We start from the raw sequence: 23,037 nt of genomic DNA, 5'->3' as shown, positions 1-23,037 counted from the left end.
TTAACTGACCGGTGAATGTGTCGTAAAAGTGCAGGTAGCGCCGGTCGGCTACTCAGACGGGAAGCGAGCGGGCGACTCCGAGCGCGACGAACACGAAGAGGAACGTGCACTCGGCGGCGACGACGAGAGCGTCCTCTCTCTCGGTCCGACCGACGAACGAGGTGACGGCGCAGGAGTAGCCGACGCCGACGAGCAACGCAAGCACCGCCGCGGCGGAGAGGTACCCCGAGAGGGCGGCGTAGCCGGCGAGTGCGGCGACGGCGAGGTTGATACCGTAGAGGACGTGCCGCGTCCGGCGCACGCCGAAGACGACGGGCAGCGTCGAGACGCCTATCTCTCGGTCGCCCTCGACGTCGCGGACGTTGGGGATCTCGGCGTTGACGAACGTCGCGAGGAAGAAGTACGCGAAGACGACGGTGGCCGTCGGCGTGAACGCCGCGTCCGCGAACGCGAGGGGGAGGAACGTCAGCGTCGCCGCCCACGCGAACGCGACGACGGCGGAGTTGACGAGGAGCACCTCCTTCAGGCGGTGGAACGGCAGGCCGCCCGCGGGCACCCAATCGGAGGCGTAGAGTATCCAGAACACGCCCGGGAGGAGCGTGATCGCGAGCGCGACCGGCCCGCCGAGGACCGAGAGCGCGACGGCGAGACCGTACGAGAGCGACGCGAGCACGTACAGCACGTCGCGGTGCCGGCGGGCGAACGCGGCCTGTCTGGGGTTCGAAACCGCGTCGGTGTCCGCGTCGGCGATGCGGTCGCTCGTGTAGACGGCGAAGGTGACGAGGCCGACGACGACCGGCGCGGCGTTCGGCGGGAGCGACAGGAGGTGCATCACGACGGCGACTTCGGCCACCGCGATGAGTGCGAGGTACGCCGAACTGTACACCAGCGCGTCCCACCCCCGTTCGCCCTGTCTCCTCGCCCACTCGTTCAATCTGCTGTGCATCGGCGCGGCTCTGTCGGGTTCGTTCGACAGAGCTTGTGTGTCGTGTACCATTAGTGAGACCTCTGCGACAGCGGGGACGACCGAACCGCCGCGACTGTCGCTAACGTATCCTCGGAGGCGGCTGAATTAAATACGAGACATTAACTTGTCATTTGGAACCTCCCGGCGGGCCGAAGACGCGGTTCGAGCGGAGAACGTGCGGCGGGGACGGCGGCGTTCCCGCGGACCACAACCGCTTAGTCGCCGCCGCGTCCTTGCGGCGTACATGGAAGACGGACGCGGCGGAGGCGGCGACGGGCGCACGTTTCGCGTCGGATGCGACGAGGCGGGGAAGGGGCCGGTCCTCGGTCCGATGGTCGCCGCCGCGGTGCGGGCGGACCCGGCGGCGCTTCCCGACGGCATCGACGACTCGAAGCGCATCGCGCCCTCTCGGCGGGAAGAGATAGCCGCCGCCCTCCGCGAACGCGACGCGGTGACCGTCGGCGTCGCCGTCGTCCCGCCGTCGCGCATCGACGCTCCGGAGACGGACATGAACTCGTTGACCGTCGCCGCGCACGCCGAAGCGGTGGCCGCCGCGGCGCGGGACGGCGACGCCGTCGTCGCGGACGCCGGCGACGTGGACGAAGCGCGGTTCGGACGCCGCGTCGCGTCGGGCGTCGGCGACGCCGGCGTCGAGGTGAGCGTCCGCGCCGAACACGGCGGCGACGAGTCGTACGCACTCGTCGGCGCGGCGAGCATCGTCGCCAAGGTGGAACGGGACGCGCGCGTCGCCGCCATCGCCGAGGAGTACGCCGAGTACGGCCCCGTCGGAAGCGGCTATCCGAGCGACGGGACGACGCGGGCGTTCCTCCGCGAGTACGTGGGCGAGACGGGCGAACTGCCGGACTGCGCGCGCGCCTCGTGGTCCACGTGCGACGACGTTCTCGCCGCGGCGGCGCAGTCGTCACTCGACCAGTTTTAGCGCGAAAAAGACTCGCGATGTTCGACGGCCGAACTCAGCGCATGTCGGCGAGCGAGACGAACGAACCCGACTTGGCGGATATCCACGTCGTCACCAACTCGTCGTCGTCGGCGTCGGCGGGGTAGATAGTACACTCGTCGGGTTCGTCGTCGTAAGAGACGACGGTGGCTTCGTACGCTGGCTGCGACGCCGGTTCCCCGAGTCGCGGACGGGGACCGACGCGTCGCGGAACCTCAGCGTCGTTCGTCGCACCGATGACGTCGCCCGTGAGATGCCGATTTGTATCCATCGTTGTGTCTTCGGACCCCGTTCGAAACCGACGGGGGGCGGCTTCGGTCGTCTCTCGGTACGCCTACCCGTACCTCCTACGGGGATATTTAGGTAATGGCCGATTCTACGTTCCCGAGAATCAGACTGTATTCCTAATGGACGGCATCAGATAGCCCGATACCACCTAACGAGCGGTTAGATACGCCGATAGCGTTCGACTCGCGCGTTCGATACCCGGCGAAAAAATGAATCCCGAGCGATACGTATAAATGACTGAACGTTTGCGGTTCAGCGCTCCTTCGTCGTGAGGGCGCGCAGGATGTCGCCGTACGCCGGTCGAGTGATGAGAACGCCCACGAGGACGCCGAGGATGGTGAAGATGGCGAAGCCCTGCAGGTCGCCGAGCGACAGCACCGCCAGCGGAGACATGGCGATGATGGTCGTCGCTGCCGCCGCGCCGATGACCCAGAACGCCTTCTTGAAGCGCGACTGGAAGACGCGTCGGGAGTTGATCTGCCCCTCCGCCATCACCTCGTCGGCGATGATGATGAGGTCGTCCACCCCCGTCCCGATGACGGCGATGAAGCCCGCGATGACCGAGAGGTCGAGCGGATAGCCGATACCGGCGGCGAACCCGAGGAGGATGACCACCTCGGAGAGGGCGGTGACGACCATCGGCGCGGCGACGCGCACCTCCCTGTAGCGGAAGAACACCACGCCGCTAACGGCGAAGACGGCGACGAGACCCGTCAGCAGCGAGTTCGACTTGAAGTCCGACCCCTGACTCGGCGAGACGTACGAGGAGGTGCCGCCGTCGGGGCCGGTCATGTCGAGTTTCGCCGGAAGCGCGCCCGCGCGGAGGTTGATGGCGACTTGCTGCGCCTCGGTGAGGTTCCGCGTCTGGAGTTGGAATTCCGGCGCGTTCGCCCACTCGCCGGAGCGCATCCCCTGCGCGAGGCCGGGACTCATCCCGAACGCGTTGACGACCTCCCCGTTGACGACCAACAGGAGGCACGGTTCGGTGCCGTTGGGGTTCTCCCGGTACGTGCAGGTCGTGCCGCCGGGTTGGGCGATGCCCGTTTCGACGGCCGCCTGCTGGAAGTCCCGCGCCGCGGACTGCTCGACGGTCACCGGGACGAACGCGCCGCCTCGCTGGCTCTCCGTGGCGGTCCCGATGCTCTGGAAGTCGTCCTGTTGGAGTATCTCGCGGGTCTGGTAGCCGCTTCCGTTCTCCGCGGGGTAGTACGCCTGGATGACGACCGTCCCGCGTTCGCTCACGAGGTCGAGCACTTCCGAGCGGTCCCGGTTGGGCACTTCGATGAGGATGAAGTGCTCGCCGGTCGCCGTCCGCACCGTCTGGACGGTGCCGCCGGAGAGGCCGGCCTCGTTTATCTTGTTCTCGAGGACGGAGACGGCGTCCTGCCGGGTCGTCTCGGTCACGCCGTCGCGGACGGTTCCGTACTCGTAGCCCGCCCGTTGGAGCGCCGACCGGAGTTCGGCCTGGGTGACGTTCTCGACGGTCACCTCGACGGTGCCGACGTTCTGGCCGGTCGGGCGCGCGATGACGTCCGAGGGCGTCGCGTTCGACAGTTGCGAGGCGACGTTCCGTTCGACCGCCCGCGGTTGGTCGCCGCCGAACTGCACCTCCTCGGCGGTGATGCCGACGAGGGGCGCGCGGACGCGCGTCCCGCCGGACAGTTGCAGGCCGTACTGGAGGTTCGTCACCCCGCTATCGTTCGCAACCGCGCCGCCCGCGCCGCCCGTGTCGTCCGGGGCGAGCGTCGGCGAGAACAGCGCGAACGTCGACACGAGGACGAACACGACGAGCAGAGCGATGCGCCAGTTGTCGCGGAGTGAGACCATTATCGGGCCACCCCCTCGTACTTGTACCAGCGGAGGAGACTCAGGTTCAGCATGTAGGTGTTCATCAGGTCGACGGAGAGACCGAAGACGAGGACCGTCCCGATGGCGGCCAGCAGTTGGATGCCGAAGATGGTCGCCGTCACGGTCATGACTATCATCGCCGCGATGGACGTGAGCGTCATCGTCACGCCGGTCCGCATCGCGCGGTAGGTGGACTCGTAGAAGTCACCCGACCGGCGGAGGATGTGGTTGTTCAAGAGGATGTCCGAGTCCACGGAGTACCCGATGAGCATCAGAAGCGCGGCGACCGTCCCCAAGGACAGTTCGATGCCGAGGACGTTCATCAGCGCCAACGGGATGACGATGTCGGAGAACGCCGAGATGACCACCGCGATAGAGGGGACGAACGTCCGGAACATCGCGAAGACGAGGAGGCTCATCCCGAGGAACGCCACCACCACGCCGCCGAGTGCGAGCGTCTGCGTGTCGCCGCCGAAACTCGGCGAGACGGAGGAGATGGCTCGAATCTCGAAGCCCGCTTGCTCCGCCTGCCGTTCGAGTTGCGAGGGGTTCACCGACGACCCGTCCTCCGACTGGAACGTCACGATGTACGTGTTCTCGGTCGGAACCGAGCGGATGGACTCGGGTTCGGCGGTGAACGCCTGCCGTATCTGTTGTTCGGCTTGCGCCGGCGGTGCATCGACCGCGACCTGTATCTCGGTGCCGCCGGTGAACTCTATCCCCTGGTTCACCGGCGCACCGGTTGCGACGTACCATCCCGCGATGACGAGAAGGGCGACCACGAGAACCGCGAGTGGGACCGCCGCGAGTTGGCGATTCGTGTACCGGGTGTAATCTACCTCCGGTACAGTGAACTCGGCCATGGAATCCGTTCATCTTGGATGCCGAATAAGCCTTCCTAAGTACGTTAACTACTCGTGAATGCCCAGAGCGCGTCTCTGTGGACGTTATTGGGTCTAAGATGCTTAAATAACCGCTCGTGGTTATCGGGCCAGATGGTCAGAATGGAGTACTAACATAGTTCATGTTTTTCTAAGTAAACAGTACTCACCCTGTACGTTTTTGGAGGGCTCAAAGGCTGCACGTTGCAGAACAACTCGTTCGATTGACTACGTTTCAATTCTTCTCTCGACTCAATTCCGGTATTCTGGGATGGTTTGATTATCTTACGTGTTCGCAGGGGTCGGCGACCCGTCCCCCTGCGAGTGCCGGCGGGAGGGCCTTTGCGTTCGAGCGCGTATTTGAGGGCATGAGCACCGACACCGCACGCAGAGTCGTCGTCTCGTACCCGGACGAACTCAGCGCGTGGGGGCGCGACCAACTAGAGACCGATCGGTTCAGGTCGTACCTCCGGCGCGTCGTCGAGAGTCCGAGCGTCGGCGACACGTACGAGGAGTTCGTCGATACCGGCTGTTGCGGCGACTCCTTGGACGTTCCCCTCCGCATCGAATCAGTGGAGGGGCCGTCGGCGATGGGGTCGGAGACGGAGATAGCGTACGCCGCCCGCGACACGGAACCCGGCGAGATAGAGGGCGGATGGAAGGTCCAGAGCAACGGCGGGCCGGGCGCGACGACCGGTAAAGCGCGCGACGGAGGGAGTTGAGGACCCGACGCGTCGAGCGACGCGGTTGCGGAGGGCGACGCGCGGCGTCAGGAGAGTACGACGTCGGAGCCGAGTAAATCGAGGGCGGTAGTGACCCCCCAGAAGCAGGCGGCGACGACGAGAGGCCAGAACAGCACGTCGTTCTCGGCGGCCGTCTCGAATTCGTCGTCGGTTTCGCCGCGCACGACGCTCCGTGCGAGAACCACCAGTAGCAGAAGTCCGCTGGCCGCGGCGAAGACCGGCCACAAGGAGATGCCCTCCGCGAGGAGTCGTAACGTTCCGCGGACCGTGAGGTGTACTCCGAAGACGACGTAGGCGAGTACAACGATTCGCTGTCTCTCCATGCCGGCCCGTTTCTCGACAAACGTATACTATTTCTTCACCGGCCGCACTCGTCGCCCGCGTTCAGGGCATGTACCGCACGACGACGACGCCCGGTTCGGAGCGAATCTCCACGCGGTTCACGCCGAGGCGCGCCGCCCGAGAGAGGGTTCCTTCCTCGTCGTCGGCCACGTCCGAAACCGCCTCGTCCGTCGTCTCCTCGGGGACGGTGATGACGTGCAGTTCGCCGGTCCCCGCCCGTTCCTCCCGCGTCAGTTCGCCCACCGGTTGGTCGGCGGCGATGTCCCGGGCGCGGGCCGTCGGCGACTCGTCGCTCACCTCCAGCGAAAGCGGTCTGCGCTCTCGCATCTCCACGAGTTGGTAGGAGACGTTCATCGGCGGGTCGGGGGAGACGACGCCCTCGACGGCGTCGTGGCGTTCGACGCCGGGGTTCGACGAGAGCGTGTGGACCTGTCCCGTCTCGACGTCTTTCAACACGGCCGAGTCGTCGTCCGCGGCGGTCACGAGAAACGTGCCTTCGACCCGTTCTTCGTCGGTCATCGCCGCGAGGTACGCCGCGCGCCCCCTTCGGGGTTTCGTCATCGGCGGCCGCCGCCTTCCGAGCGTTTATCCGCCGCCTCGGCGACCACCCGCACATGCCCGCGCTCTGGCGGTTGACGCGGAACGAACGCGCACGACGGGTGTACGAGGCGCTGAAGCGGGTCGGAATCACGGGGACGCGGATGTACCAGTACGTCGCCGACCCGCGGGACGACGCCGGGGCCGACGCCGCCGTCGAAGGTGTCGCGTTCGCGGCCCGCGACCCGACGGCGGTAGGCGGGGAGTACGAGGCGTTCGCGGAACTCCGCGACGACGAGACGGTCCTCTGCGCACTCGACGGCGACGAGATAGTGGGCCACCTGTTCGTCAGCGTCGACGCGACGCACCGCATCCACCCCCTCGAAGAGACGCTGACGTTCGACGGCGGGTACGTCAGGCGCGTGTTCGTCCGCCCCTCCCACCGGGGGCGGGGAATCGCCACCGCCCTCGTCTCCCGGGCCCGCACCGTCGCCGCCGACGCCGGGGCCGGGGCGGTACACGCCCTCGTCGCCCTCGACAACAAGCCCTCGCAGTGGATGTTCGAGGCCAACGGCTTCGAACGCCGGTTCGAACACGCCTACTACCGCGTCGGCCCACTGCGGCGGCGACGCGTCGAAGATATTGAGCGCACGTAGATCTCGATAGCGCTCCGTTTCTATATATCTTCTATTTAATTATGTAGCGCGGCGGGAAAATTTATGCGCTCTCGGGACCGTTATCGGCGTAGAGAGCCACATGTCCAACGAAGGGAGGTCCGTACTTCGGGGCTGGAGCGAACAGGTGGACGCGCGGGCGCGTCGGGTGCTCCGTTCGACGGCGGGCGACAACATGGTGAGTCGGTTGGGTGTCGCGGACTGGTTGAGCCTCGCCGCGTTGTTCTGGGCGTGGGTCGGCGCGGTGTTGTTCGTCCAGAACGAACCGAACTGGGGCATCGTCGCCGTCCTCGTCGGGTTCGCGTTCGACAAACTCGACGGCTACTACGCGCGAGAACACGGCAGTCCGTCGGCGTTCGGGCGGCAGATAGACTCCTTCATCGACATCTTCACCTACCTCGTCTCGGCGGCGTTGCTGTACCACGTCGTCGTCTCGCCGCACGCCGTCGCCAGCGCCGTCGTCGGGTTCGTCGTCATCATGTTCGGCGGCCTCAGACTCATCCGCCACAACGACGAGGGGTTCTTCGACGAGGAGGGGACGAGTTACTACCACGGCACCACCGTCGTCCACACCCACGCCGTCGTCCTCACGAACTACTTCCTCTTTCAGTTCGTCCCCCTCTGGAACGGGTGGGTGGCGGGACTCACCGTCGTCGCCGTCTGTCCCCTGATGACCTCCGAGTACAAGGCGTACAAGACGGACTTCGCGCACACGTTGGTCGGCGTCGGCGGCGGCGTCACCATCGCGCTCTGCCTCGCCCTCGAATTCGGATACGCATGACGGTCCGGCGAGTTCGAGACGATGCGGACGTGGAGAGCGGCGACGCAGACAATACCGACGGCGAAGACGACACCGACGGCGCTGGCGACGCAGGCGGGTCGCTCTTCGGTCGCTATCGGGCGCTGCGGTTCGACCCGCACGTCCACTCGGAGGACTCCTACGACTGCGAGACGCCCGTGGAGGCGATACTCGAACGCGCCGCGGCCGCCGGACTCGACGCGGTGGCGGTCACCGACCACGACGCGATAGGCGAGTCCCTCCGGGCCGCCGAGTTGGCCCCCGCCTACGGACTCGTCGGCGTCCCCGGCGTCGAAGTTTCGACTGCGGAGGGGCACCTCCTGGCCCTCGGCGTCGAGGCGGTTCCCGAAACCGGCCTTTCGCTCGCCGAGACGTCGCGCCGCGTCGCCGACGCGGGCGGCGTCAGCGTCGTCCCCCACCCGTTTCAGCGCTCGCGGCACGGGGCGCGGCGGCGCGCGATAGACGCCGCATCGGTGAACGCCGTCGAGGTGTACAACGCCCACACGCTCACCGGACTGCGGAACGGGCAGGCCCGGTCGTACGCCGACGCCCGAGGGATGCCCGGCGTCGGCGGGAGCGACGCGCACGGCCCCGCACTCGTGGGGAGAGCGTACACCGTCGTCGGCGTCCCCCGGGGGCGGGAGGCCGACCCCGAGGCGGTTCTGGACGCCGTCGCCGCGGGGCGAACCGCCGTCCGCGGGGAGCGAACGACCGCCCGCCAGTATCTCGAAAAGTACGCGACGAACGCGAGCATCCTGACCGCGTCGATACTCTGAGATGGGACGCGTCTTCGAGTCCGACCGCGCCCGGCGCGACGCCGCGATTCGCCTCTCCGCCCTCCTCGTCGTCGCCGTCGCCGCGGCGCTTTCGGTTCACGCCTTCGCGCCGTCCCTCGCGGACCCCGAGCGGATTCGCATCGCCGTCGAACGCCTCGGGCCGTACGCGGGCGTCGCGTTCGTCGGCGTGCAGGCCGCGCAGGTCGTCTTCGCGCCGATACCGGGGCAGACGCTCGGCGTCGTCGGGGGCTACCTGTTCGGGACTCTCCGCGGTGCGGCGTACAGCGTCGTCGGCGTCGTCGTCGGCAGCACCGTCGTCTTCGTCCTCGCGCGGCGGTTCGGCCGCCCGTACGTCGAACGCGTCGTGGACGATTCCGTCCTCGAACGGTTCGACTCGTTCGTCGAGGAACGCGGCGCGGTCGGTCTGTTCGTCGTCTTCCTCTTTCCCGCCTTCCCGGACGACGCCGTCTGCGCCCTCGCGGGTCTCACGACGCTCCGGATACGGACGCTCGTCGCCCTCGTCGCCGTCGGGCGGGTGCCGACGTTCCTCCTCGTCGCTCACGTCGGCGAACGCGCCGCGTCCGGACGCCTCCTCGCCGCCGGGTCCGTCGCGGCGGCACTCGTCGCCCTCTCCGCACTGATCTACCTCGGACGCGGGAAGTTCGACGCCGTTCGGTGACCTCCCTCTCACCCGAAGAGGCGGTGGACCGCCCCGATGAGGAGAGCGCCAACGAGGGGGACGACCCACGAGAGGGCGGGCGGAATCGCGTAGAGGAGGGCGACGACGGGGGCGAAGACGCCCGACGGCGCGGGGCGGGTGACCGTCTCGCCGTCGAGGACGAACGTCTCGGGCATCGACGCGACGAGGCCGAGGTACAGAGAGAGCAGAAACAGGAAGCCGGCGACGGCGAGGGCCGCCTCGTACTCGTCCCGCGACTCGATGCCCCGGCGGTGCCGCCGCGCGACGACGAGCGTCGGAGCGACGGCCGGGAGGACGACCAGCAGACCGACGACGATGTAGAACGCCCGCGAGAGCGTGAGCGACCCGCCTTGGACGGCGGCGGTGTTGCCGACGAGGACGACGACGCCCATCAGGACGAAGAGCGAGACGAGGCCGACGGCCGCCGCGCTCACCAGCACGTACGACTTGAACAGGAGCGACCGACTCGACCGGAACGCGTAGGGGAACGCGCCGAGGACGCCGTTGTACCCGTCCGCCATTGGCGGCGATTGGACTCGGCGGCGATTAAGCGAACCGGTCCGCAGCGGGCGTTTCATTCTCCCGCCGCGGTTCGCGTCCGTCGGAACCGGGGACCCACCTTTTTCCCCGCCGCCGTCGGCTGTTGTCGTATGCACGTCGATATCGGGAACGTCCTCGACGGGACGCCGAGCGTCTCGCGAGACAGCCTCGAACGGTTGGACGAGACGGTCGCCGCCGCGCACGAACGCATCGAGTCGGGACGCGCCGACGCCGAACACGGCTACGCGGCGTTGAACCTGCCCGAGACGGCGGACGCCGACGGGATTCGCGCCGCCGTCGAACCGTTCGGTGACGCCGAGGCGATAGTCACCGTCGGCATCGGCGGGAGCGCCCTCGGCGCGGCGACGCTGACGGAGGCCCTCGCCGACGAGGACGACCCGGACGCGTACTACCTCGACAACGTTGACCCCGAGCACGTCTCGACGCTCGCGGAGTCGCTTCCGCTCTCCGAAACCGTCGTCAACGTCGTCTCGCGGTCCGGCACGACGGCGGAGACGCTCTCGAACTTCCTCGTCGTCCGCGATGCGATGGAGGCGGCGGGCGTCGACTGGACCGACCGCACGTTCGTCACGACGGGCGAGGAGGGCAACCTCCGGAACCTCGCGGAGAAGCACGACCTGCCCGCGTTGGACGTGCCTGAGGGGGTCCCCGGCCGGTTCTCCGTGCTCTCGACGGTCGGACTCGCCGCGGCGGCGATTCAGGGCCACGATTTGGATGCCTTACTGACGGGTGCGGCCGAAGAGGCGGACCGCCTCTCGGGGTCGCTGTTCGACTCTCCGGCGTACGCCTACGGGGCGACCACGTACGCCCTCGCGCAACGGGGCGCGCTGACGAACGCGATGATGCCCTACGCGGAGTCCTTGGAGTACTTCGCCGAGTGGTTCGCGCAGTTGTGGGCCGAGAGCCTCGGCAAGGACGGCCTCGGCCAGACGCCCGCCCGCGCCCTCGGGGCAACGGATCAACACTCCCAACTCCAACTGTACCGGGCCGGCCCGCGCGACAAACTCGTGACGCTGGTCCGCCCGCGCGAACGCGAGGACCGGGAGATTCCCGAGACGGACCTGCAGGGCCTCTCCTACCTCGGCGGGTCGTCGCTCGGCGAACTCTTAGACGCCGAGTTCGAGGCGACGGAGGCGAGTCTCGCCGCCGCGGGCGTCCCGAACGTCCGCATCGAAATCGACCGCGTGGACGAACGCGGACTGGGCGAACTGCTCTACGGGATGGAGGCCGCCTGCGTCCTCTACGGCGAACTGGCGAACGTCTCGACGTTCACCCAACCCGCCGTCGAGTGGGGTAAGCGGGCCGCGCGCGGCTTGCTCGGCGGCGGCGACTTCGAGGAGGCCGACGCCGTCGCGGAGAAGACGACGCTGGTCGTCGAGTAGTCGGGCGGGGCGGAACCGGCGACCGCGCGCCCGATCGGTGATTCTATCCGCCGCGGCGGCCTACCGACTGCCGTCTTCGCCATGGCAACCGATCCTCAAGCCTCGTCGCTCCACGACGCGCGGACGCACCTCCGGGCGTTCGGTGGGGCGTTCGTCGTCGTCGGCCTCGCGATCCTCGCCGCCGGCATCTTCATCTCGCTCGGCCGACCCCTCATCGAAGCGTTCGGCGTCGCGCCGGAGAGCGCACTCGGACGCGCGTTGATCAGCGCCGCGCAGTTCGTCGGGTTCGGCGTGGCCGCCGTCGGCTACCTCGTCGTGACGGATCAACGCGAGTTGGTGTCCGTCCGCGCGCCGACGGCCCGCGACGCGGCGTGGGTGGCCGGCGGCCTGTTGGGACTCGTCGGCCTCTACCTCGCTATCGTGTTCGGGATGAATGCGCTCGGCATCGAGATGGCCGGAAGCAACCTCGTCGCGCAGGGGCAGGACGAACCGGTGTACTACCTCTACCTGATTCCGGTGACCGTTCTGTTGGTGGGGCCGACGGAGGAACTCGTCTTCCGCGGCGTCGTGCAGGGGTCGTTCCGCCGCGCCTACGGCACCGCGTTCGGTATCGTCGCCGCCAGCGCCGTCTTCGCGGCCATCCACTGGAGTTCCTTCTCGGGGAGCGGTCGGTTCGTCACCCTCGGCGTCATCCTCCTCCTCGGCGCGACGCTGGGGACGGTGTACGAGAAGACGGAGAACCTGTTCGTGCCCGCGGCGGTCCACGGCCTGTTCAACACCGTCCAGTTCGCGTACGTGTACGCGACGGCGACCCACCTTTTTTGAGGGGGTCCTCGCGCGCCGGAGGCGCGCTCGAACCCCCTCCAAAGATCTGGACCAAAAAGTGCCGCGAGGGGTCGCTTCGCTCGCCTCGCGGTACAGGACAGAGTCGTTACTCGTCCCAGATGCAGATACGTAACCGATGCGCGGAAATCGGTGATCCAAGAACAGGTCGCACTACCGTCTCGTACCGCGAGCGAGGCCGGAGTTCCCGTGAGCCGAAGGCGAACGGGAGCGCGGAAGAACCCCGTTCTTCCGAAGGCCGAGCCTCGCGGCCTTTTTCCCTCCAGGTTTTTGCGGGGAGGGTTCCCGCAGTGCGCCGGAGGCGCGCGAGGAAACCCTCCGCGTGAAAAGGTGGGTGGGCGGTTACGCCGGGTTCTTCCGCGCGAGGTCCATCCCGCAGACGGGACAGCGGTCCTTGTTGTCGTCGAACTCGCGCCCGCAGCCCTGACACTGGTACTTCCAGTTTCGCTGCTCGGAGATGCCGTCCTGCGCGATGACTTCGACCTGCACGTTGAGTTTGTCGGCGACGTTCTGCATCGCGTAGTCGTCGGTCACGAGGACGCCGTCGAGTTCGAAGGCGGCGGCCAGAAGGCGGATGTCGGTGTCCGAGAGCGTCTCCCGGTCGCCCGTCTCACCCGCCGCGCGGCGGACTTTCTCGACGGTGCCCGAGGCGGGGATGTGGATGTGCATCCCGGAGCCTTCCATCGCGTCGAAGCGGAAGGACGCCTCTCCCTCCAACTCCTCGTTGACCATGGGGATAGAGGCCGTCTGTTCTGTGGTGTGGTACTCGTTGATGAACGCAGAAGAATCGAGGATGTGCATCGGCGTCGATTAGCGTTGGATGACGATGTAGTCCTTGACCGCCTGCACGCGGGAGACGGGGACGCGGAATCGACCTCGGTCGTCCTGTTCGAACGCGAACTGTCCCGGGCGAACCTCGTCGTTCGGGGAGACGAGCAAGTCGTGTAGCGCGCCGGTCTTCAAGTCCATCGTGATGTTGTACAACTGTCCTAGCTCGGTTCCGTCCGAGCCCATGACGGCCTTCCCCGAGAGGTTTTCGGCGAGTATGTCGGCCATGCAGGTGCATACCGTGTAGCCCCACATAAACTCCACGGGCCGTCTGACGACCGGCCGACGAATCCGGCGGCGAGGACCGCCGAGCGCTCGAGCACCCCGAACCGTGCTATCAGTCCCCGAGGGAGCGGAAGACGCCGTTTCCGACGCGAACGCCGCCCGGACGTGACGATGGACTTAACTGCGATCCCGAACAGGCTACGGACAAGAGAACTTCTCCGGGGTGATTCTTCATGTCTGACACAGACTCCGACGCCGACGCGAACTCAGCCGCAGAACCGAACACGCTCCGCACCCCCATCGTCGCCGTTCTCGGGCACGTCGACCACGGGAAAACGACCCTGCTCGACAAGATACGCGGCTCCGCCGTCAGCGAGGGCGAGGCGGGCGCTATCACCCAGCACATCGGCGCGACGGCCGTCCCCTTGGAGACGGTGTCCGAGATGGCGGGCAGTCTCGTGGACCCCAGCGACTTCGACCTGCCGGGACTGCTGTTCATCGACACGCCGGGGCACCACTCCTTTACGACGCTGCGGTCCCGCGGCGGCGCACTCGCCGACATCGCCATCGTCGTCGTGGACGTCAACGACGGGTTCCAACCGCAGACCATCGAGGCCCTCGACATCCTCAAGCGGACGGGCACGCCGTTCGTCGTCGCCGCGAACAAGATAGACACGACGCCCGGGTGGAACCCCCACGAGGGCGCGCCCATCCAGCAGACGTACGAAAAGCAGTCGCAGAACGCCAGCCAGCGACTCGACTCGAACCTCTACGAGATAATCGGGAACCTCTCGGACGAGGGGTTCTCCGCGGACCTCTACTGGCGCGTCCAGAACTTCCAGAAGAACGTCGGCGTCGTCCCCATCTCCGCCATCACGAGCGAGGGGATTCCGGACCTGCTCGCGGTGCTCATGGGCCTCTCCCAGCGCTACATGAAAGAGCAGATGGAGATAGACGTCGCCGGCCCCGGCGCGGGGACGGTCCTCGAAGTCAAGGACGAACGTGGGTTCGGGACGACGCTCGACGTGGTGCTGTACGACGGGACCATCGCCGAGGACGACACCGTCGTCGTCGGCGGGATGGACGGCCCCATCGTGACGGACGTGCGGGCCCTCCTGCAACCGCGCCCGAACGCCGAGATTCGGACCGAGAAGCGCTTCAACAAAGTGGACTCCGTCACCGCCGCCTCCGGTATCAAAATCGCCGCGCCGGACCTCGAACTGGCGATGGCCGGCGCGCCGATTCGCGTCGTCCGCGACCGAGAGCTAGACGACGTCATCGCGGAAGTCGAGGCCGAACTCGCCGAGATAGAGGTGGACACCGAGGAGGAGGGCGTCGTCGTGAAAGCCGACACCCTCGGCAGTCTCGAAGCGATGGCGAACGCGCTGAAGGAGGCCGAAGTGCCCGTCCTCCGCGCCGAAGTCGGCGACATCGCGCCGCGCGACGTGGCCATCGCCTCGACGGCCCGCGAGGACGAACACAAGGTCATCCTCGGCTTCAACGTGGACGTCCTGCCGAACGCGAAGAAGGAACTCGACGAGAACGACGTGCGCCTGTTCGACGACGACGTCATCTACCAGCTCATCGAGGACTACGAGGAGTTCGTCGAGGAGCGAAAACGCGCCCAACAGGAGACGGTGCTCGACAAGATAGTCCGGCCCTGCCGGTTCCGCATCCTCGAAGACCACGTGTTCCGGCAGTCGAGTCCGGCCGTCGTCGGCGTGGAGATACTCTCCGGGACCCTGAAAAACAACACGCACATCGCGAAGTGGGAGGGGAACGAACCGAAGCGCGTCGGTCAACTCTCCGGCATCCAACAACAGGGCGAGGACGTCTCGAAGGCCCGCGCGGGCAAGCGCGTCTCCGTCGCCATCGACGGGCCGACGGTCGGCCGCCAGATAGAGGAGGGCGACGAACTGTGGGTCCAACTCCCCGAGAAGCACGCGAAGATTCTCGAACAGGAGCTGTCCGACGACATCCCGGCGGACGAACTGGAGGCCCTCACGGGCTATCTCGATAAGCACCGCCAACGCGACCCCTTCTGGGGGAAGTGACGGCCTAACGGACGTACTCGTTTTTGTGCGTTCCGCGCGAACGCGCTCGCATGGTGTCCCGAGAGAACAAGGTCATACTGGGGTTCGGAGCGTTGGCGCTTCTCCTCTCGGCGGTCGGGTCGCAGTTCGTGTGGTGGAACTCGTGGATGTTCGTCGCCGTCGTCGTCGTCGTCGGCGTCCTGTTCCCGTTGGCCGTCAACGACGGCTTCGAGGAGGAGGAAGAAGAGGAGGCGGAGGAGTAGCGCGGACCCGCCGGCGGCGGCGTCCCCGTCACTCGAAACTGAACTCCGCGCCGCCGCAGTTCGGACACTCGTCGCGTCCCAGCGGCGTCGGGCCGAGCGATTCGAGGGCTAACAGTGCGAGTCCGCACTCAGCGCATCTGACGTTCTTCGGCACCGTCCTACGTCACACCCTGACGGCGTCGCCGCCGGACGAGTTCCCGAGCTTGCGGACGCGAACGTTGCCGTCGCCGTCGACGGTAACGTCGTAACCGAGGTAGGTGAAGGAGATCTCGGCCACACCGCCGAACGCGACGAGCTGTTCGAGGGCGTCGGGGTCGACGGACTCGTACAACGGCGGCATCGAGAGCACGTCCGTCCCTTCGCGGTCCGCAACCGAGATGAGAATACGTTCGGTGACGCTGTCGGCGGCGTCTGCGCGGAGAGAATTTCGAGTGTAGACCATCGCCTCTTCGTACGCCACTAGAGTATAAAAACGTGACTGACAATATAAAAGAGATTAATTTTCCTCAATTCTCATCCAGTATTAATCGTCGGACGCGAGTTCCGACGAGAATCCGCTGAACGCCTGTCGATGGTGGTCCGAGATGAGGTGTTCCCGCTCGATTCGGAGTCCGAGGTCCTCGATGTCGTAGGCGAGGTTGGTGACGTCGTCTTTGGCTCTCGCCGCCGCGATGACGTAGACGTTCTCGTTGCCGGTCATGAGGGAGATGACTTCGACGACGCCGGGGTACTTCCGAACGTCGGCGGCCAGTCGGGCGCGTTCGGCGACGCGCGCCGTGCAGACGAACATGAACAGGTGCTGAATCCCCGCGTTGTCGTAGTTGACGTTCGCCTGATAGTCCTCGATGATGCCCTCCTCCTCCATCTTCCGGATGCGGTTGCGGACGGTGTTGTCCGAGACGTCCACCGCGTCCGCGATGTCGGTTATCGCGCGCCGACCGTCGCGTTGGAGGTGAAATAGGATGGCTTGATCCACGACGTCCAGCGGAGACGGATCCATACCCCGCCTTCGCCCCTCCCGGACAAACGTGCTTCGGCGGGGCCGACCTCGAAGCGCCTCGTAAGTTATGGAGACGTTCGGCGGATAGGCTATCGCGGTTCGGAGTAATATTTACTACGGAGCCGTCCATACGTTACGTCGGAGGTGAGTTACATGAGCACGAGACAGACACCGACCGGTGAAGCGATAGTACCGACGTTCGAGTCGGAGTACGACGTTCTGCTGCTGTTGTTGCCGCTTCCGCTGATGCTGGGCGTGGTCGGTGCCGTGCTCACGTCCGTTCCGGTCGCCGTCGGCGCGGGCGTCGGCGGTCTCCCCTCGGCGGCGTTGCTCGCCTACGGCCTGTTCGTGAAGCCGCCGATGCCCGACCGCCTCGGCCGACGCGGATGAGGCCGCGACCGCTCGGTACGGTCGCGATAGAACCGTCTCGTTCGAGCGTCGCTCTCTCGGTTTTCGCAGAATAGCGTGACGCGTTCGTCGCGCGGAGACGCCTCAGCGAGCGGTCGGCGTGAGTTCGTCGCCGACTGCGTTCATGACCTGAAACGCCGCGGAGGCGGCGAGTCCGCGAGCCACTTCGTCTCTGTCGTCGTCGGTGAGACCCGACTCCAAGTCGTTCTCGTCGGGGGTGAAACCGGCGCTGACCGGCCGGCCGACGGGCGGGTGGACGGCCACCGTCGCCTGCGGACCGTTGCTGCCGTAGGAGAGTTCCGACCCGATGGCGTACCCCTCCGGAAGATACGACTGCGTGCGGGAGACGATTCCCGCGACGGCCTCGCGCAGCGTCCGGACCTGTTCTGTCGAGAGGTCGTCCTCGCTCGGACGGCCCGCATCGACGACGCCGGGAGAACCCGCGTAGGGGTTGTTTCCGTTCATGAGGATAAGTCACTCTTCATAAGCGTAGTACGCTGATAAAGCCGTCGAAGGGTGCGAAACTCTATCACAGTATCGGCTCGCTCTCGCCGTAGGCGGCGACGGTGACCGCCGTGGTGTACCCCTCGCCGTCGGCCTCCGCGGCGGTGATAACGACGCGTTCGTCGTCGAACTCCCACTCGCGGAGGCCGCGGCCCGCCGCCAACCCGTCTTCGACCGCCCGCCGGACCGCCTCGGGGTCCTCGCCCGACGCCTCGTAGAAGAGGCCCGGTCCCGGTCCGGTCGCCCACCCGAGTCCGGCGGCGACGGTGCCCTCCTCGGCCGTCGTCGCCCGCGCCTGCACGACCGTCAGGCGATTGCCCGCCGGGCCGAGGTTCGGCGCGGTGTCGACCTCCTCGACGGACGCGCCCTCGGGGACGATGGAGGAGACGGTGACGAGGTTGTAGTTGTGCACGTTGGCCGCGGCCAAGGCGGCGTCGTACGACGCCATCTTGGTGGGCGCAGTGCCCACGCCGCGAACCACGTAGATTGTGCTCATCGTCGGAGAACGGCGGCGCGGGAAATAAGGAGTTACGAAAGTAAGGCGTCGGGAGTCAGTACTGGTAGTCGGTGTGGCCCGGAAGCGTCGTCGAGTCGTCGGTGGATTCGAGTTTCTCGTAGGCGGCCTCGAAGTCCGCGCGGGTGACCTCCGTCCGTTCGTCGCGGATGGCGAACATCCCCGCCTCGGTGGCGAGGGAGGCGATGTCCGCGCCGGAGTAGTCCTCCAGTTTCTCCGCGAAGTCCGCGAAGTCCACGTCGTCGGCGACGTTCATGTCGCGGGTGTGAATCTCCAGGATCTTCTGGCGACCCTCCGGCGCGGGCTTGGGCACCTCGATGAGGCGGTCGAACCGACCGGGGCGGAGGATGGCCTCGTCGAGCATGTCGAAGCGGTTCGTCGCGGCCATGATGCGAATCTCGCCGCGGTCGTCGAAGCCGTCCATCTCCGAGAGCAACTGCATCATCGTCCGTTGGACCTCCGCGTCGCCGGACGTCTTCGAGTCCGTCCGCTTCGAGGCGACGGCGTCTATCTCGTCAATGAAGATGACGGCGGGTTCGCGGTCCGCGGCGAGTTCGAACAGGTCGCGGACGAGGCGGGAGCCCTCGCCGATGAACTTCCGGACGAGTTCCGACCCGGCCATCTTGATGAACGTCGCGTCCGTCTCGTTGGCGACGGCCTTCGCCAGCATCGTCTTCCCGGTGCCCGGCGGGCCGTACAGGAGGACGCCGGACGGCGGGTCGACGCCGACTTCCTCGAACATCTCGGGGTTCTTGAGGGGGTCCTCGACCGCTTCGCGGACCTCCCGGACCTGTTCGTCGATGCCGCCGATGTCCTCGTACCGGACGTCGGGCGACCGGTCGACCTCCATCGCCTGCGCGCGCGAGTCCGTCTCGTCGTCCAACAGCGTCTGGATGGCGAAGGAGTCGTTGATGGCGACGCGGTCGCCGGACTCGACTTCGGCATCGAGGTGCGGCGAGGCGTCGGTCAGCACCTCCTGGTTGTTACCGTGCTGTTTGATGACGACGCCGTCGTCGGTCACCTCTTCGACCGTCGCGACGTACAGCGACGACGTTTTCAGCGCCTCGTTGCGGTTCTTCAGCTGTTCGACTTCCTCCTTCAACTCCTCGCGTCTGTCGAGCGCCTCCGAGAGTCGGTCGTCGAGCTCGTCGTTCACCGCGACGAGACGCTCGAAGTGCTGCCTGATAGCCGACAGGCGCTCGGCCTCGGACATCTCCGGGTCGAGGTCCAGACGAGGGCGTTCAGGGAGAGAGGGGCTTCTGGACATCAGTTGCACAACCTTTGGAGTCGCGCGTAAATGTGCCTTTGGGTACCCCAAGTCGTTTGTGGCGGCCTATTTCGACGGAGAACGCGCAGGAAAACGGGACATTCGCAACCCGCCGGACGGGGACGTGTCGAACGCGCGTCAAGAACCGCGGGACGGGTCGTCGGCCCGGCGAAACGCCGACCGGACGGCGCTCTCTCCGGGTCGTCCACCGGAACGACGCGGGGACTCAATTGATTCTTCGCGCGCGTACCCAGAGAAGTAACGAACCACGCGGACGCGGTCGATAATCCACGGATCGGGAACTCGTCGGCGACGGCCGCCGGGTTCGGCGTCTCGAAGAACGTCGGTCGGGAGCGTTCGGGGTCGAGGCTCAGTCCACGCGTTCGCCCTGATACGACCCGTCGTACGTCCCCTCGTGGTCGGCCTCGGCGAGAACTAGCTGCGCGACGCGCGCGCCGCGTTCGAGTTCTATCTCGTGGTGAACCTCCAACAGGCCCTCGCCCTTCCCCTCGTATCCGGCGTCCCAGACGGCGGTGTCGAGCATGCAGGAGTTTCGCATCAGCGACGAACGGGGGTAGAGAAAGCCGACGTGTCCCTCGGGGATGCGGATGGTCTCGGCGTACTGGAGGACGTACCCGCCGGGCGAGAGGTGGTAGACGCCATCTTCGGTGTCCAGTTCCCGCCTCTCGCCGATTCGTTTCCCGTCCACGCCGATTCTCCCGGGTTCGACCTGTTCGAGGACGGCGGCGACGGTCAGGTCCACGCCGTTCGGTTGCACCTGCGAGTCGTCTATCGGGTCGATGCGGTCCGCGACGAATCCTCCGGAGCGAAACATAGCGGGAGAGTCTCGGCGACCGAAAAAGCGCTGTCGTTGTCTCCGCGACAGTCATATCAGCCTGAAGATACAAAAAATCGAACGACGGAGGCGTTGTTCATGATTGTCGTAGATATTCTTCTTATGCGTATAAGGAACATACCTCTATCCTCAAACACGCGGGATTTATAATCGTAGACGGCCGACTCCGACACGTTATGGGACAGACGCTTACTGAAAAAATACTCGACGACCATCTCGTCGAGGGCGAGCTCGAGCCCGGCGAGGAAATCGGAATCGAAATCGACCAGGTCCTCACGCAGGACACCACGGGGACGATGGTCTGGCTCCAGTTCGAGGCGCTCGGCCTCGACGAACAGCAGACCGAACTGGCCGCGCAGTACTGCGACCACCAGACGTACCAGTTCGACTTCAAGAACACCGACGACCACCGCTTCCTCCGCTCGGCGGCGGGCACGTACGGTGCGCACTTCTCCCGACCGGGCAACGGTATCTGCCACAACGTCCACAAGGAGAACTTCGCCGCGCCCGGAAAGACGCTCCTCGGCTCCGACTCTCACACGCCGACGCCCGGCGGCCTCGGCGAACTCGCCATCGGCGCCGGTGGCCTCGACATCGCAGTCGCCATGGGCGGCGGCGCGTACTACGTCGAGATGCCGGAAGTCGTCAACGTCCGCCTCGAAGGCGAACTGCCCGACTGGGCGTCCGCGAAGGACGTCATCCTCGAGATGCTCCGTCGCCTCTCCGTGAAGGGCGGCGTCGGCAAGGTGTTCGAGTACACCGGCCCCGGCGCGGAGTCGCTCTCGGTGCCCGAGCGTACCACCATCACCAACATGGGGACGGAACTCGGCGCCACCTCGTCCATCTTCGAGACGGACGAGAAGACGAAGGACTACCTCGCCCGACAGGACCGCGAGGACGAGTACGTCGAACTCAAGGCCGACGAGGACGCCGAGTACGCCGACGAAGTCGTCATCGACCTCTCGGAGATCGAACCGCTCATCGCCAAGCCGTCGATGCCCGACAACGTCGTCCCCGTCCGCGAAGTCGAGGGGACGGAAGTCGACCAGGTCATCGTCGGTTCCTGTACCAACGGCGGCTACGAGGACATCCTCCCGGCCGCGAAGATGGTCAAGGGCCGCGAAGTCGCAAAGAGCACCGACCTCATCGTCGCGCCCGGTTCGAAGCAGGCCAGCGAGATTCTCGCCCGCGAAGGCTGGACCGCCGAGATGATGGCGGCCGGCGTCAACGTCTCCGAGGCGACCTGCGGGCCGTGCATCGGCATCGGCCACGTCCCGGCTTCGGACTCGGTCTCCGTCCGGACGTTCAACCGCAACTTCGAGGGTCGCTCCGGCATCGAGGACGACTCGGTCTTCCTCGCCTCGCCGCAGGTCGCCGCCGCGGCCGCGCTAAAGGGCGAGATCGTCGACCCCCGCGACCTCGCGGACGAACTCGACGACCTGGAAGCGCCCGGCGTCGAACTCCCCGACCAGTACGACGCGTCGAAGGCGGACCTCATCGCGCCCGACGAGGCCATCGACGACGAACTCATCAAGGGCCCCAACATCGGCGAAGTGCCGCTGAAGGACCCCCTCCAAGCGAACATCGAGGGTGAGGCGCTCCTGAAGATGGAGGACAACATCACGACGGACCACATCATCCCGGCGACGTCCGACATCCTCAAGTTCCGCTCGAACATCGAGCGTCTCTCTGAGTTCACGCTCTCGCGCGTCGACGACACGTTCGCTCAGCGCGCGAAGCAGGCCGACAGCGGCTTCCTCGTCGCGGGCGAGAATTACGGTCAGGGATCCTCCCGGGAACACGCCGCGATGTGCCCGATGTACCTCGGCATCGAGGGCGTCCTCGCGCAGTCATTCGCGCGCATCCACAAGGCGAACCTGTTCAACTTCGGCATCGTCCCCCTCGCCATCGACGAGGAGACGTACGAGAAGATAGAGCAGGGCGACGACATCGCAATCGTCGACGACGTCGCCGAAGCCGTCGAATCCGGTCAGGAAGAGTTCACGGTCCGCGTGAACGACGACTGGGAGGCGACGGCGACGCTCGACGCGTCCGAACGCGAACGTCACATCCTCACCGCCGGCGGCAAGCTGTCGCTGACGAAGCAGCAGAACGAGGAAGACTCCTCCGGCGGCGCCGCGCCCGCGGACGACTGAACTCCCGTTCCGCGCCGACCATCGTCCCATTCTTTCGGTTCTCTTCCGGTAGCGTCCGGTCCGTCTCGTCCGTTCGACTCCCCCGCCGTCGTCCCCGGAGTCGTCGCGTTTTTGCGCCCGTCTCGCGTACGTGCCGACAGTGAACGAGAGGTCACGGGACCCGGACGGGACCGACCGGAACGCGCGGGCCGACGGGTCGGGCCCGGACGCCGCCGCGCCGGAGAACACGGTCGTTCGGAGGGCGACGCGGTCGGACCTCCTCGACGTCTACCGCATCGAGAAGAGCTCGTTCTCCCAGCCGTGGCCCTACTCGGCGTTCGAGACGTTCCTCGACGAACCGGGCTTTCTCGTCGCCGTCCGCGGGGCGGCGGTGGTGGGCTACGTCGTCTCGGACGTGATGCCGAACCACGGGCGGGGTATCGGACACGTCAAGGACATCGCCGTCCGCCCCGACGCGCGCGGGGCGGGACTCGGCCGCTACCTCCTCGAACGCGCCCTCGTCGCGTTGGCCATCGACGGCGCGACGCTCGTAAAACTGGAGGTGCGCATCGGCAACGAACCCGCGATATCGCTGTACCGCGACGTTGGGTTCGAGCCGGCGCGCCGCGTCCCCGGCTACTACGCCGACGGCGAGGACGCGTTCCTGATGGTGTTAGACCTCGACGCGTGGCAGGCCTGAGCGGA

At 66.6% G+C, this 23,037-nt stretch carries 29 protein-coding genes; 13 read left to right on the top strand and 16 right to left on the bottom strand.

What is annotated here, in order from left to right; all coding sequences use genetic code 11:
* Positions 1-52: 52 nt before the first annotated feature.
* Positions 53-997 (bottom strand): UbiA family prenyltransferase, encoded by a 945-nt coding sequence (locus tag ACFQEV_RS03600; RefSeq protein ID WP_379692679.1) that lies wholly within the window; start codon positions 995-997, stop codon positions 53-55.
* Between the two features lie 214 nt (positions 998-1,211).
* Here ACFQEV_RS03600 and rnhB point away from each other — a divergent pair, with 214 nt between their 5' ends.
* Positions 1,212-1,907 carry a ribonuclease HII gene (rnhB, locus tag ACFQEV_RS03595; RefSeq protein WP_379692678.1) on the top strand — a complete coding sequence of 232 codons (696 nt, stop codon included), beginning with the start codon at positions 1,212-1,214 and terminating at the stop codon, positions 1,905-1,907.
* A gap of 34 nt (positions 1,908-1,941) precedes the next feature.
* On the opposite strand, the gene ACFQEV_RS03590 is transcribed toward rnhB, so the two are convergent.
* From ACFQEV_RS03590 to secF, 3 genes are all read right to left on the bottom strand, one after another.
* On the bottom strand, positions 1,942-2,196 hold the full coding sequence (locus ACFQEV_RS03590) for a DUF7511 domain-containing protein (protein WP_379692677.1): 255 nt from the start codon (positions 2,194-2,196) through the stop codon (positions 1,942-1,944).
* A gap of 269 nt (positions 2,197-2,465) precedes the next feature.
* The gene (locus ACFQEV_RS03585; RefSeq protein ID WP_379692676.1) at positions 2,466-4,040 is read right to left on the bottom strand and encodes a preprotein translocase subunit SecD; all 1,575 of its coding nucleotides are present in this window, start codon (positions 4,038-4,040) and stop codon (positions 2,466-2,468) included.
* Positions 4,040-4,924: a protein translocase subunit SecF gene (secF, locus tag ACFQEV_RS03580; RefSeq protein ID WP_379692675.1), complete on the bottom strand. Its 885-nt coding sequence runs from the start codon at positions 4,922-4,924 to the stop codon at positions 4,040-4,042. The genes ACFQEV_RS03585 and secF overlap by 1 nt, the downstream gene beginning before the upstream one ends.
* A 386-nt stretch (positions 4,925-5,310) precedes the next feature.
* Between secF and ACFQEV_RS03575 the strand changes: the two genes are divergently transcribed.
* Entirely contained in the window at positions 5,311-5,664 is a 354-nt protein-coding gene (locus ACFQEV_RS03575; RefSeq protein ID WP_379692674.1) for a hypothetical protein, read from the top strand.
* Between the two features lie 47 nt (positions 5,665-5,711).
* Here the strand turns inward: ACFQEV_RS03575 and ACFQEV_RS03570 are convergent, their stop codons facing one another.
* Both ACFQEV_RS03570 and ACFQEV_RS03565 read right to left on the bottom strand, forming a co-directional pair.
* Complete coding sequence (locus ACFQEV_RS03570) at positions 5,712-6,008, bottom strand: hypothetical protein (protein ID WP_379692673.1); 297 nt, start codon at positions 6,006-6,008, stop codon at positions 5,712-5,714.
* 61 nt (positions 6,009-6,069) lie between these two features.
* Positions 6,070-6,546 carry a DUF5812 family protein gene (locus tag ACFQEV_RS03565; protein ID WP_379694519.1) on the bottom strand — a complete coding sequence of 159 codons (477 nt, stop codon included), beginning with the start codon at positions 6,544-6,546 and terminating at the stop codon, positions 6,070-6,072.
* Between the two features lie 95 nt (positions 6,547-6,641).
* Between ACFQEV_RS03565 and ACFQEV_RS03560 the strand changes: the two genes are divergently transcribed.
* From ACFQEV_RS03560 to ACFQEV_RS03545, 4 genes are all read left to right on the top strand, one after another.
* A complete protein-coding gene (locus tag ACFQEV_RS03560; protein WP_379692672.1) occupies positions 6,642-7,220 on the top strand; it encodes a GNAT family N-acetyltransferase in 579 nt (192 codons plus the stop codon).
* Positions 7,221-7,320: 100 nt separating this feature from the next.
* Entirely contained in the window at positions 7,321-8,019 is a 699-nt protein-coding gene (locus ACFQEV_RS03555) for a CDP-alcohol phosphatidyltransferase family protein (RefSeq protein ID WP_379692671.1), read from the top strand.
* Positions 8,016-8,813 (top strand): CehA/McbA family metallohydrolase, encoded by a 798-nt coding sequence (locus ACFQEV_RS03550; RefSeq protein ID WP_379692670.1) that lies wholly within the window; start codon positions 8,016-8,018, stop codon positions 8,811-8,813. Before ACFQEV_RS03555 ends, ACFQEV_RS03550 begins: the two co-directional genes overlap by 4 nt.
* A 1-nt stretch (position 8,814) precedes the next feature.
* Positions 8,815-9,492, top strand: coding sequence for a TVP38/TMEM64 family protein (locus tag ACFQEV_RS03545; RefSeq protein WP_379692669.1), 678 nt, complete (start codon positions 8,815-8,817; stop codon positions 9,490-9,492).
* Positions 9,493-9,500: 8 nt separating this feature from the next.
* On the opposite strand, the gene ACFQEV_RS03540 is transcribed toward ACFQEV_RS03545, so the two are convergent.
* Positions 9,501-10,034: a hypothetical protein gene (locus tag ACFQEV_RS03540; protein ID WP_379692668.1), complete on the bottom strand. Its 534-nt coding sequence runs from the start codon at positions 10,032-10,034 to the stop codon at positions 9,501-9,503.
* Between the two features lie 129 nt (positions 10,035-10,163).
* Between ACFQEV_RS03540 and ACFQEV_RS03535 the strand changes: the two genes are divergently transcribed.
* Positions 10,164-11,456, top strand: coding sequence for a glucose-6-phosphate isomerase (locus tag ACFQEV_RS03535; RefSeq protein ID WP_379692667.1), 1,293 nt, complete (start codon positions 10,164-10,166; stop codon positions 11,454-11,456).
* An 81-nt stretch (positions 11,457-11,537) separates the two neighbouring features.
* Complete coding sequence (locus tag ACFQEV_RS03530) at positions 11,538-12,281, top strand: CPBP family intramembrane glutamic endopeptidase (protein WP_379692666.1); 744 nt, start codon at positions 11,538-11,540, stop codon at positions 12,279-12,281.
* Between the two features lie 360 nt (positions 12,282-12,641).
* On the opposite strand, the gene ACFQEV_RS03525 is transcribed toward ACFQEV_RS03530, so the two are convergent.
* On the bottom strand, positions 12,642-13,100 hold the full coding sequence (locus tag ACFQEV_RS03525) for an NOB1 family endonuclease (protein WP_379692665.1): 459 nt from the start codon (positions 13,098-13,100) through the stop codon (positions 12,642-12,644).
* Between the two features lie 9 nt (positions 13,101-13,109).
* A complete protein-coding gene (locus tag ACFQEV_RS03520; RefSeq protein ID WP_379692664.1) occupies positions 13,110-13,355 on the bottom strand; it encodes a PRC-barrel domain-containing protein in 246 nt (81 codons plus the stop codon).
* Positions 13,356-13,585: 230 nt separating this feature from the next.
* On the opposite strand from ACFQEV_RS03520, the gene infB reads away from it, so the two are divergent.
* Both infB and ACFQEV_RS03510 read left to right on the top strand, forming a co-directional pair.
* Entirely contained in the window at positions 13,586-15,406 is a 1,821-nt protein-coding gene (gene infB / locus ACFQEV_RS03515) for a translation initiation factor IF-2 (protein WP_379692663.1), read from the top strand.
* 50 nt (positions 15,407-15,456) lie between these two features.
* Complete coding sequence (locus ACFQEV_RS03510) at positions 15,457-15,648, top strand: hypothetical protein (RefSeq protein ID WP_379692662.1); 192 nt, start codon at positions 15,457-15,459, stop codon at positions 15,646-15,648.
* Positions 15,649-15,676: 28 nt separating this feature from the next.
* Here the strand turns inward: ACFQEV_RS03510 and ACFQEV_RS03505 are convergent, their stop codons facing one another.
* From ACFQEV_RS03505 to ACFQEV_RS03495, 3 genes are all read right to left on the bottom strand, one after another.
* Positions 15,677-15,802, bottom strand: a complete 126-nt coding sequence (locus tag ACFQEV_RS03505) for a hypothetical protein (protein ID WP_379692661.1) — start codon at positions 15,800-15,802, stop codon at positions 15,677-15,679.
* 9 nt (positions 15,803-15,811) lie between these two features.
* Positions 15,812-16,090, bottom strand: a complete 279-nt coding sequence (locus ACFQEV_RS03500) for a HalOD1 output domain-containing protein (protein ID WP_379692660.1) — start codon at positions 16,088-16,090, stop codon at positions 15,812-15,814.
* An 81-nt stretch (positions 16,091-16,171) separates the two neighbouring features.
* Complete coding sequence (locus ACFQEV_RS03495) at positions 16,172-16,648, bottom strand: Lrp/AsnC family transcriptional regulator (protein ID WP_379692658.1); 477 nt, start codon at positions 16,646-16,648, stop codon at positions 16,172-16,174.
* A 153-nt stretch (positions 16,649-16,801) separates the two neighbouring features.
* Here ACFQEV_RS03495 and ACFQEV_RS03490 point away from each other — a divergent pair, with 153 nt between their 5' ends.
* Positions 16,802-17,038, top strand: a complete 237-nt coding sequence (locus tag ACFQEV_RS03490) for a DUF8015 family protein (protein WP_379692657.1) — start codon at positions 16,802-16,804, stop codon at positions 17,036-17,038.
* A gap of 102 nt (positions 17,039-17,140) precedes the next feature.
* Here the strand turns inward: ACFQEV_RS03490 and ACFQEV_RS03485 are convergent, their stop codons facing one another.
* The 4 genes from ACFQEV_RS03485 to ACFQEV_RS03470 all read right to left on the bottom strand — a co-directional run bounded on the left by ACFQEV_RS03485 (position 17,141) and on the right by ACFQEV_RS03470 (position 20,227).
* Positions 17,141-17,521: a DUF5811 family protein gene (locus ACFQEV_RS03485; protein ID WP_379692655.1), complete on the bottom strand. Its 381-nt coding sequence runs from the start codon at positions 17,519-17,521 to the stop codon at positions 17,141-17,143.
* A gap of 64 nt (positions 17,522-17,585) precedes the next feature.
* Positions 17,586-18,056 carry a pyruvoyl-dependent arginine decarboxylase gene (locus ACFQEV_RS03480; protein ID WP_379692654.1) on the bottom strand — a complete coding sequence of 157 codons (471 nt, stop codon included), beginning with the start codon at positions 18,054-18,056 and terminating at the stop codon, positions 17,586-17,588.
* 55 nt (positions 18,057-18,111) lie between these two features.
* Complete coding sequence (gene pan2 / locus ACFQEV_RS03475) at positions 18,112-19,341, bottom strand: proteasome-activating nucleotidase Pan2 (RefSeq protein ID WP_379692652.1); 1,230 nt, start codon at positions 19,339-19,341, stop codon at positions 18,112-18,114.
* Between the two features lie 370 nt (positions 19,342-19,711).
* Complete coding sequence (locus ACFQEV_RS03470) at positions 19,712-20,227, bottom strand: deoxyuridine 5'-triphosphate nucleotidohydrolase (RefSeq protein WP_379694516.1); 516 nt, start codon at positions 20,225-20,227, stop codon at positions 19,712-19,714.
* Between the two features lie 146 nt (positions 20,228-20,373).
* Between ACFQEV_RS03470 and ACFQEV_RS03465 the strand changes: the two genes are divergently transcribed.
* Positions 20,374-22,353 (top strand): aconitate hydratase, encoded by a 1,980-nt coding sequence (locus tag ACFQEV_RS03465; protein WP_379692650.1) that lies wholly within the window; start codon positions 20,374-20,376, stop codon positions 22,351-22,353.
* A 139-nt stretch (positions 22,354-22,492) separates the two neighbouring features.
* Positions 22,493-23,032 carry a ribosomal protein S18-alanine N-acetyltransferase gene (gene rimI / locus ACFQEV_RS03460; RefSeq protein WP_379692649.1) on the top strand — a complete coding sequence of 180 codons (540 nt, stop codon included), beginning with the start codon at positions 22,493-22,495 and terminating at the stop codon, positions 23,030-23,032.
* Positions 23,033-23,037 lie beyond the last annotated feature (5 nt).

Source organism: Halopelagius fulvigenes (assembly GCF_042662625.1).
In the GTDB taxonomy this organism is placed as follows: Archaea; Halobacteriota; Halobacteria; order Halobacteriales; family Haloferacaceae; genus Halopelagius; species Halopelagius fulvigenes.
Note: the sequence above shows the minus strand (reverse complement) of the source record. Positions and strands in the feature narration are given on the sequence as shown.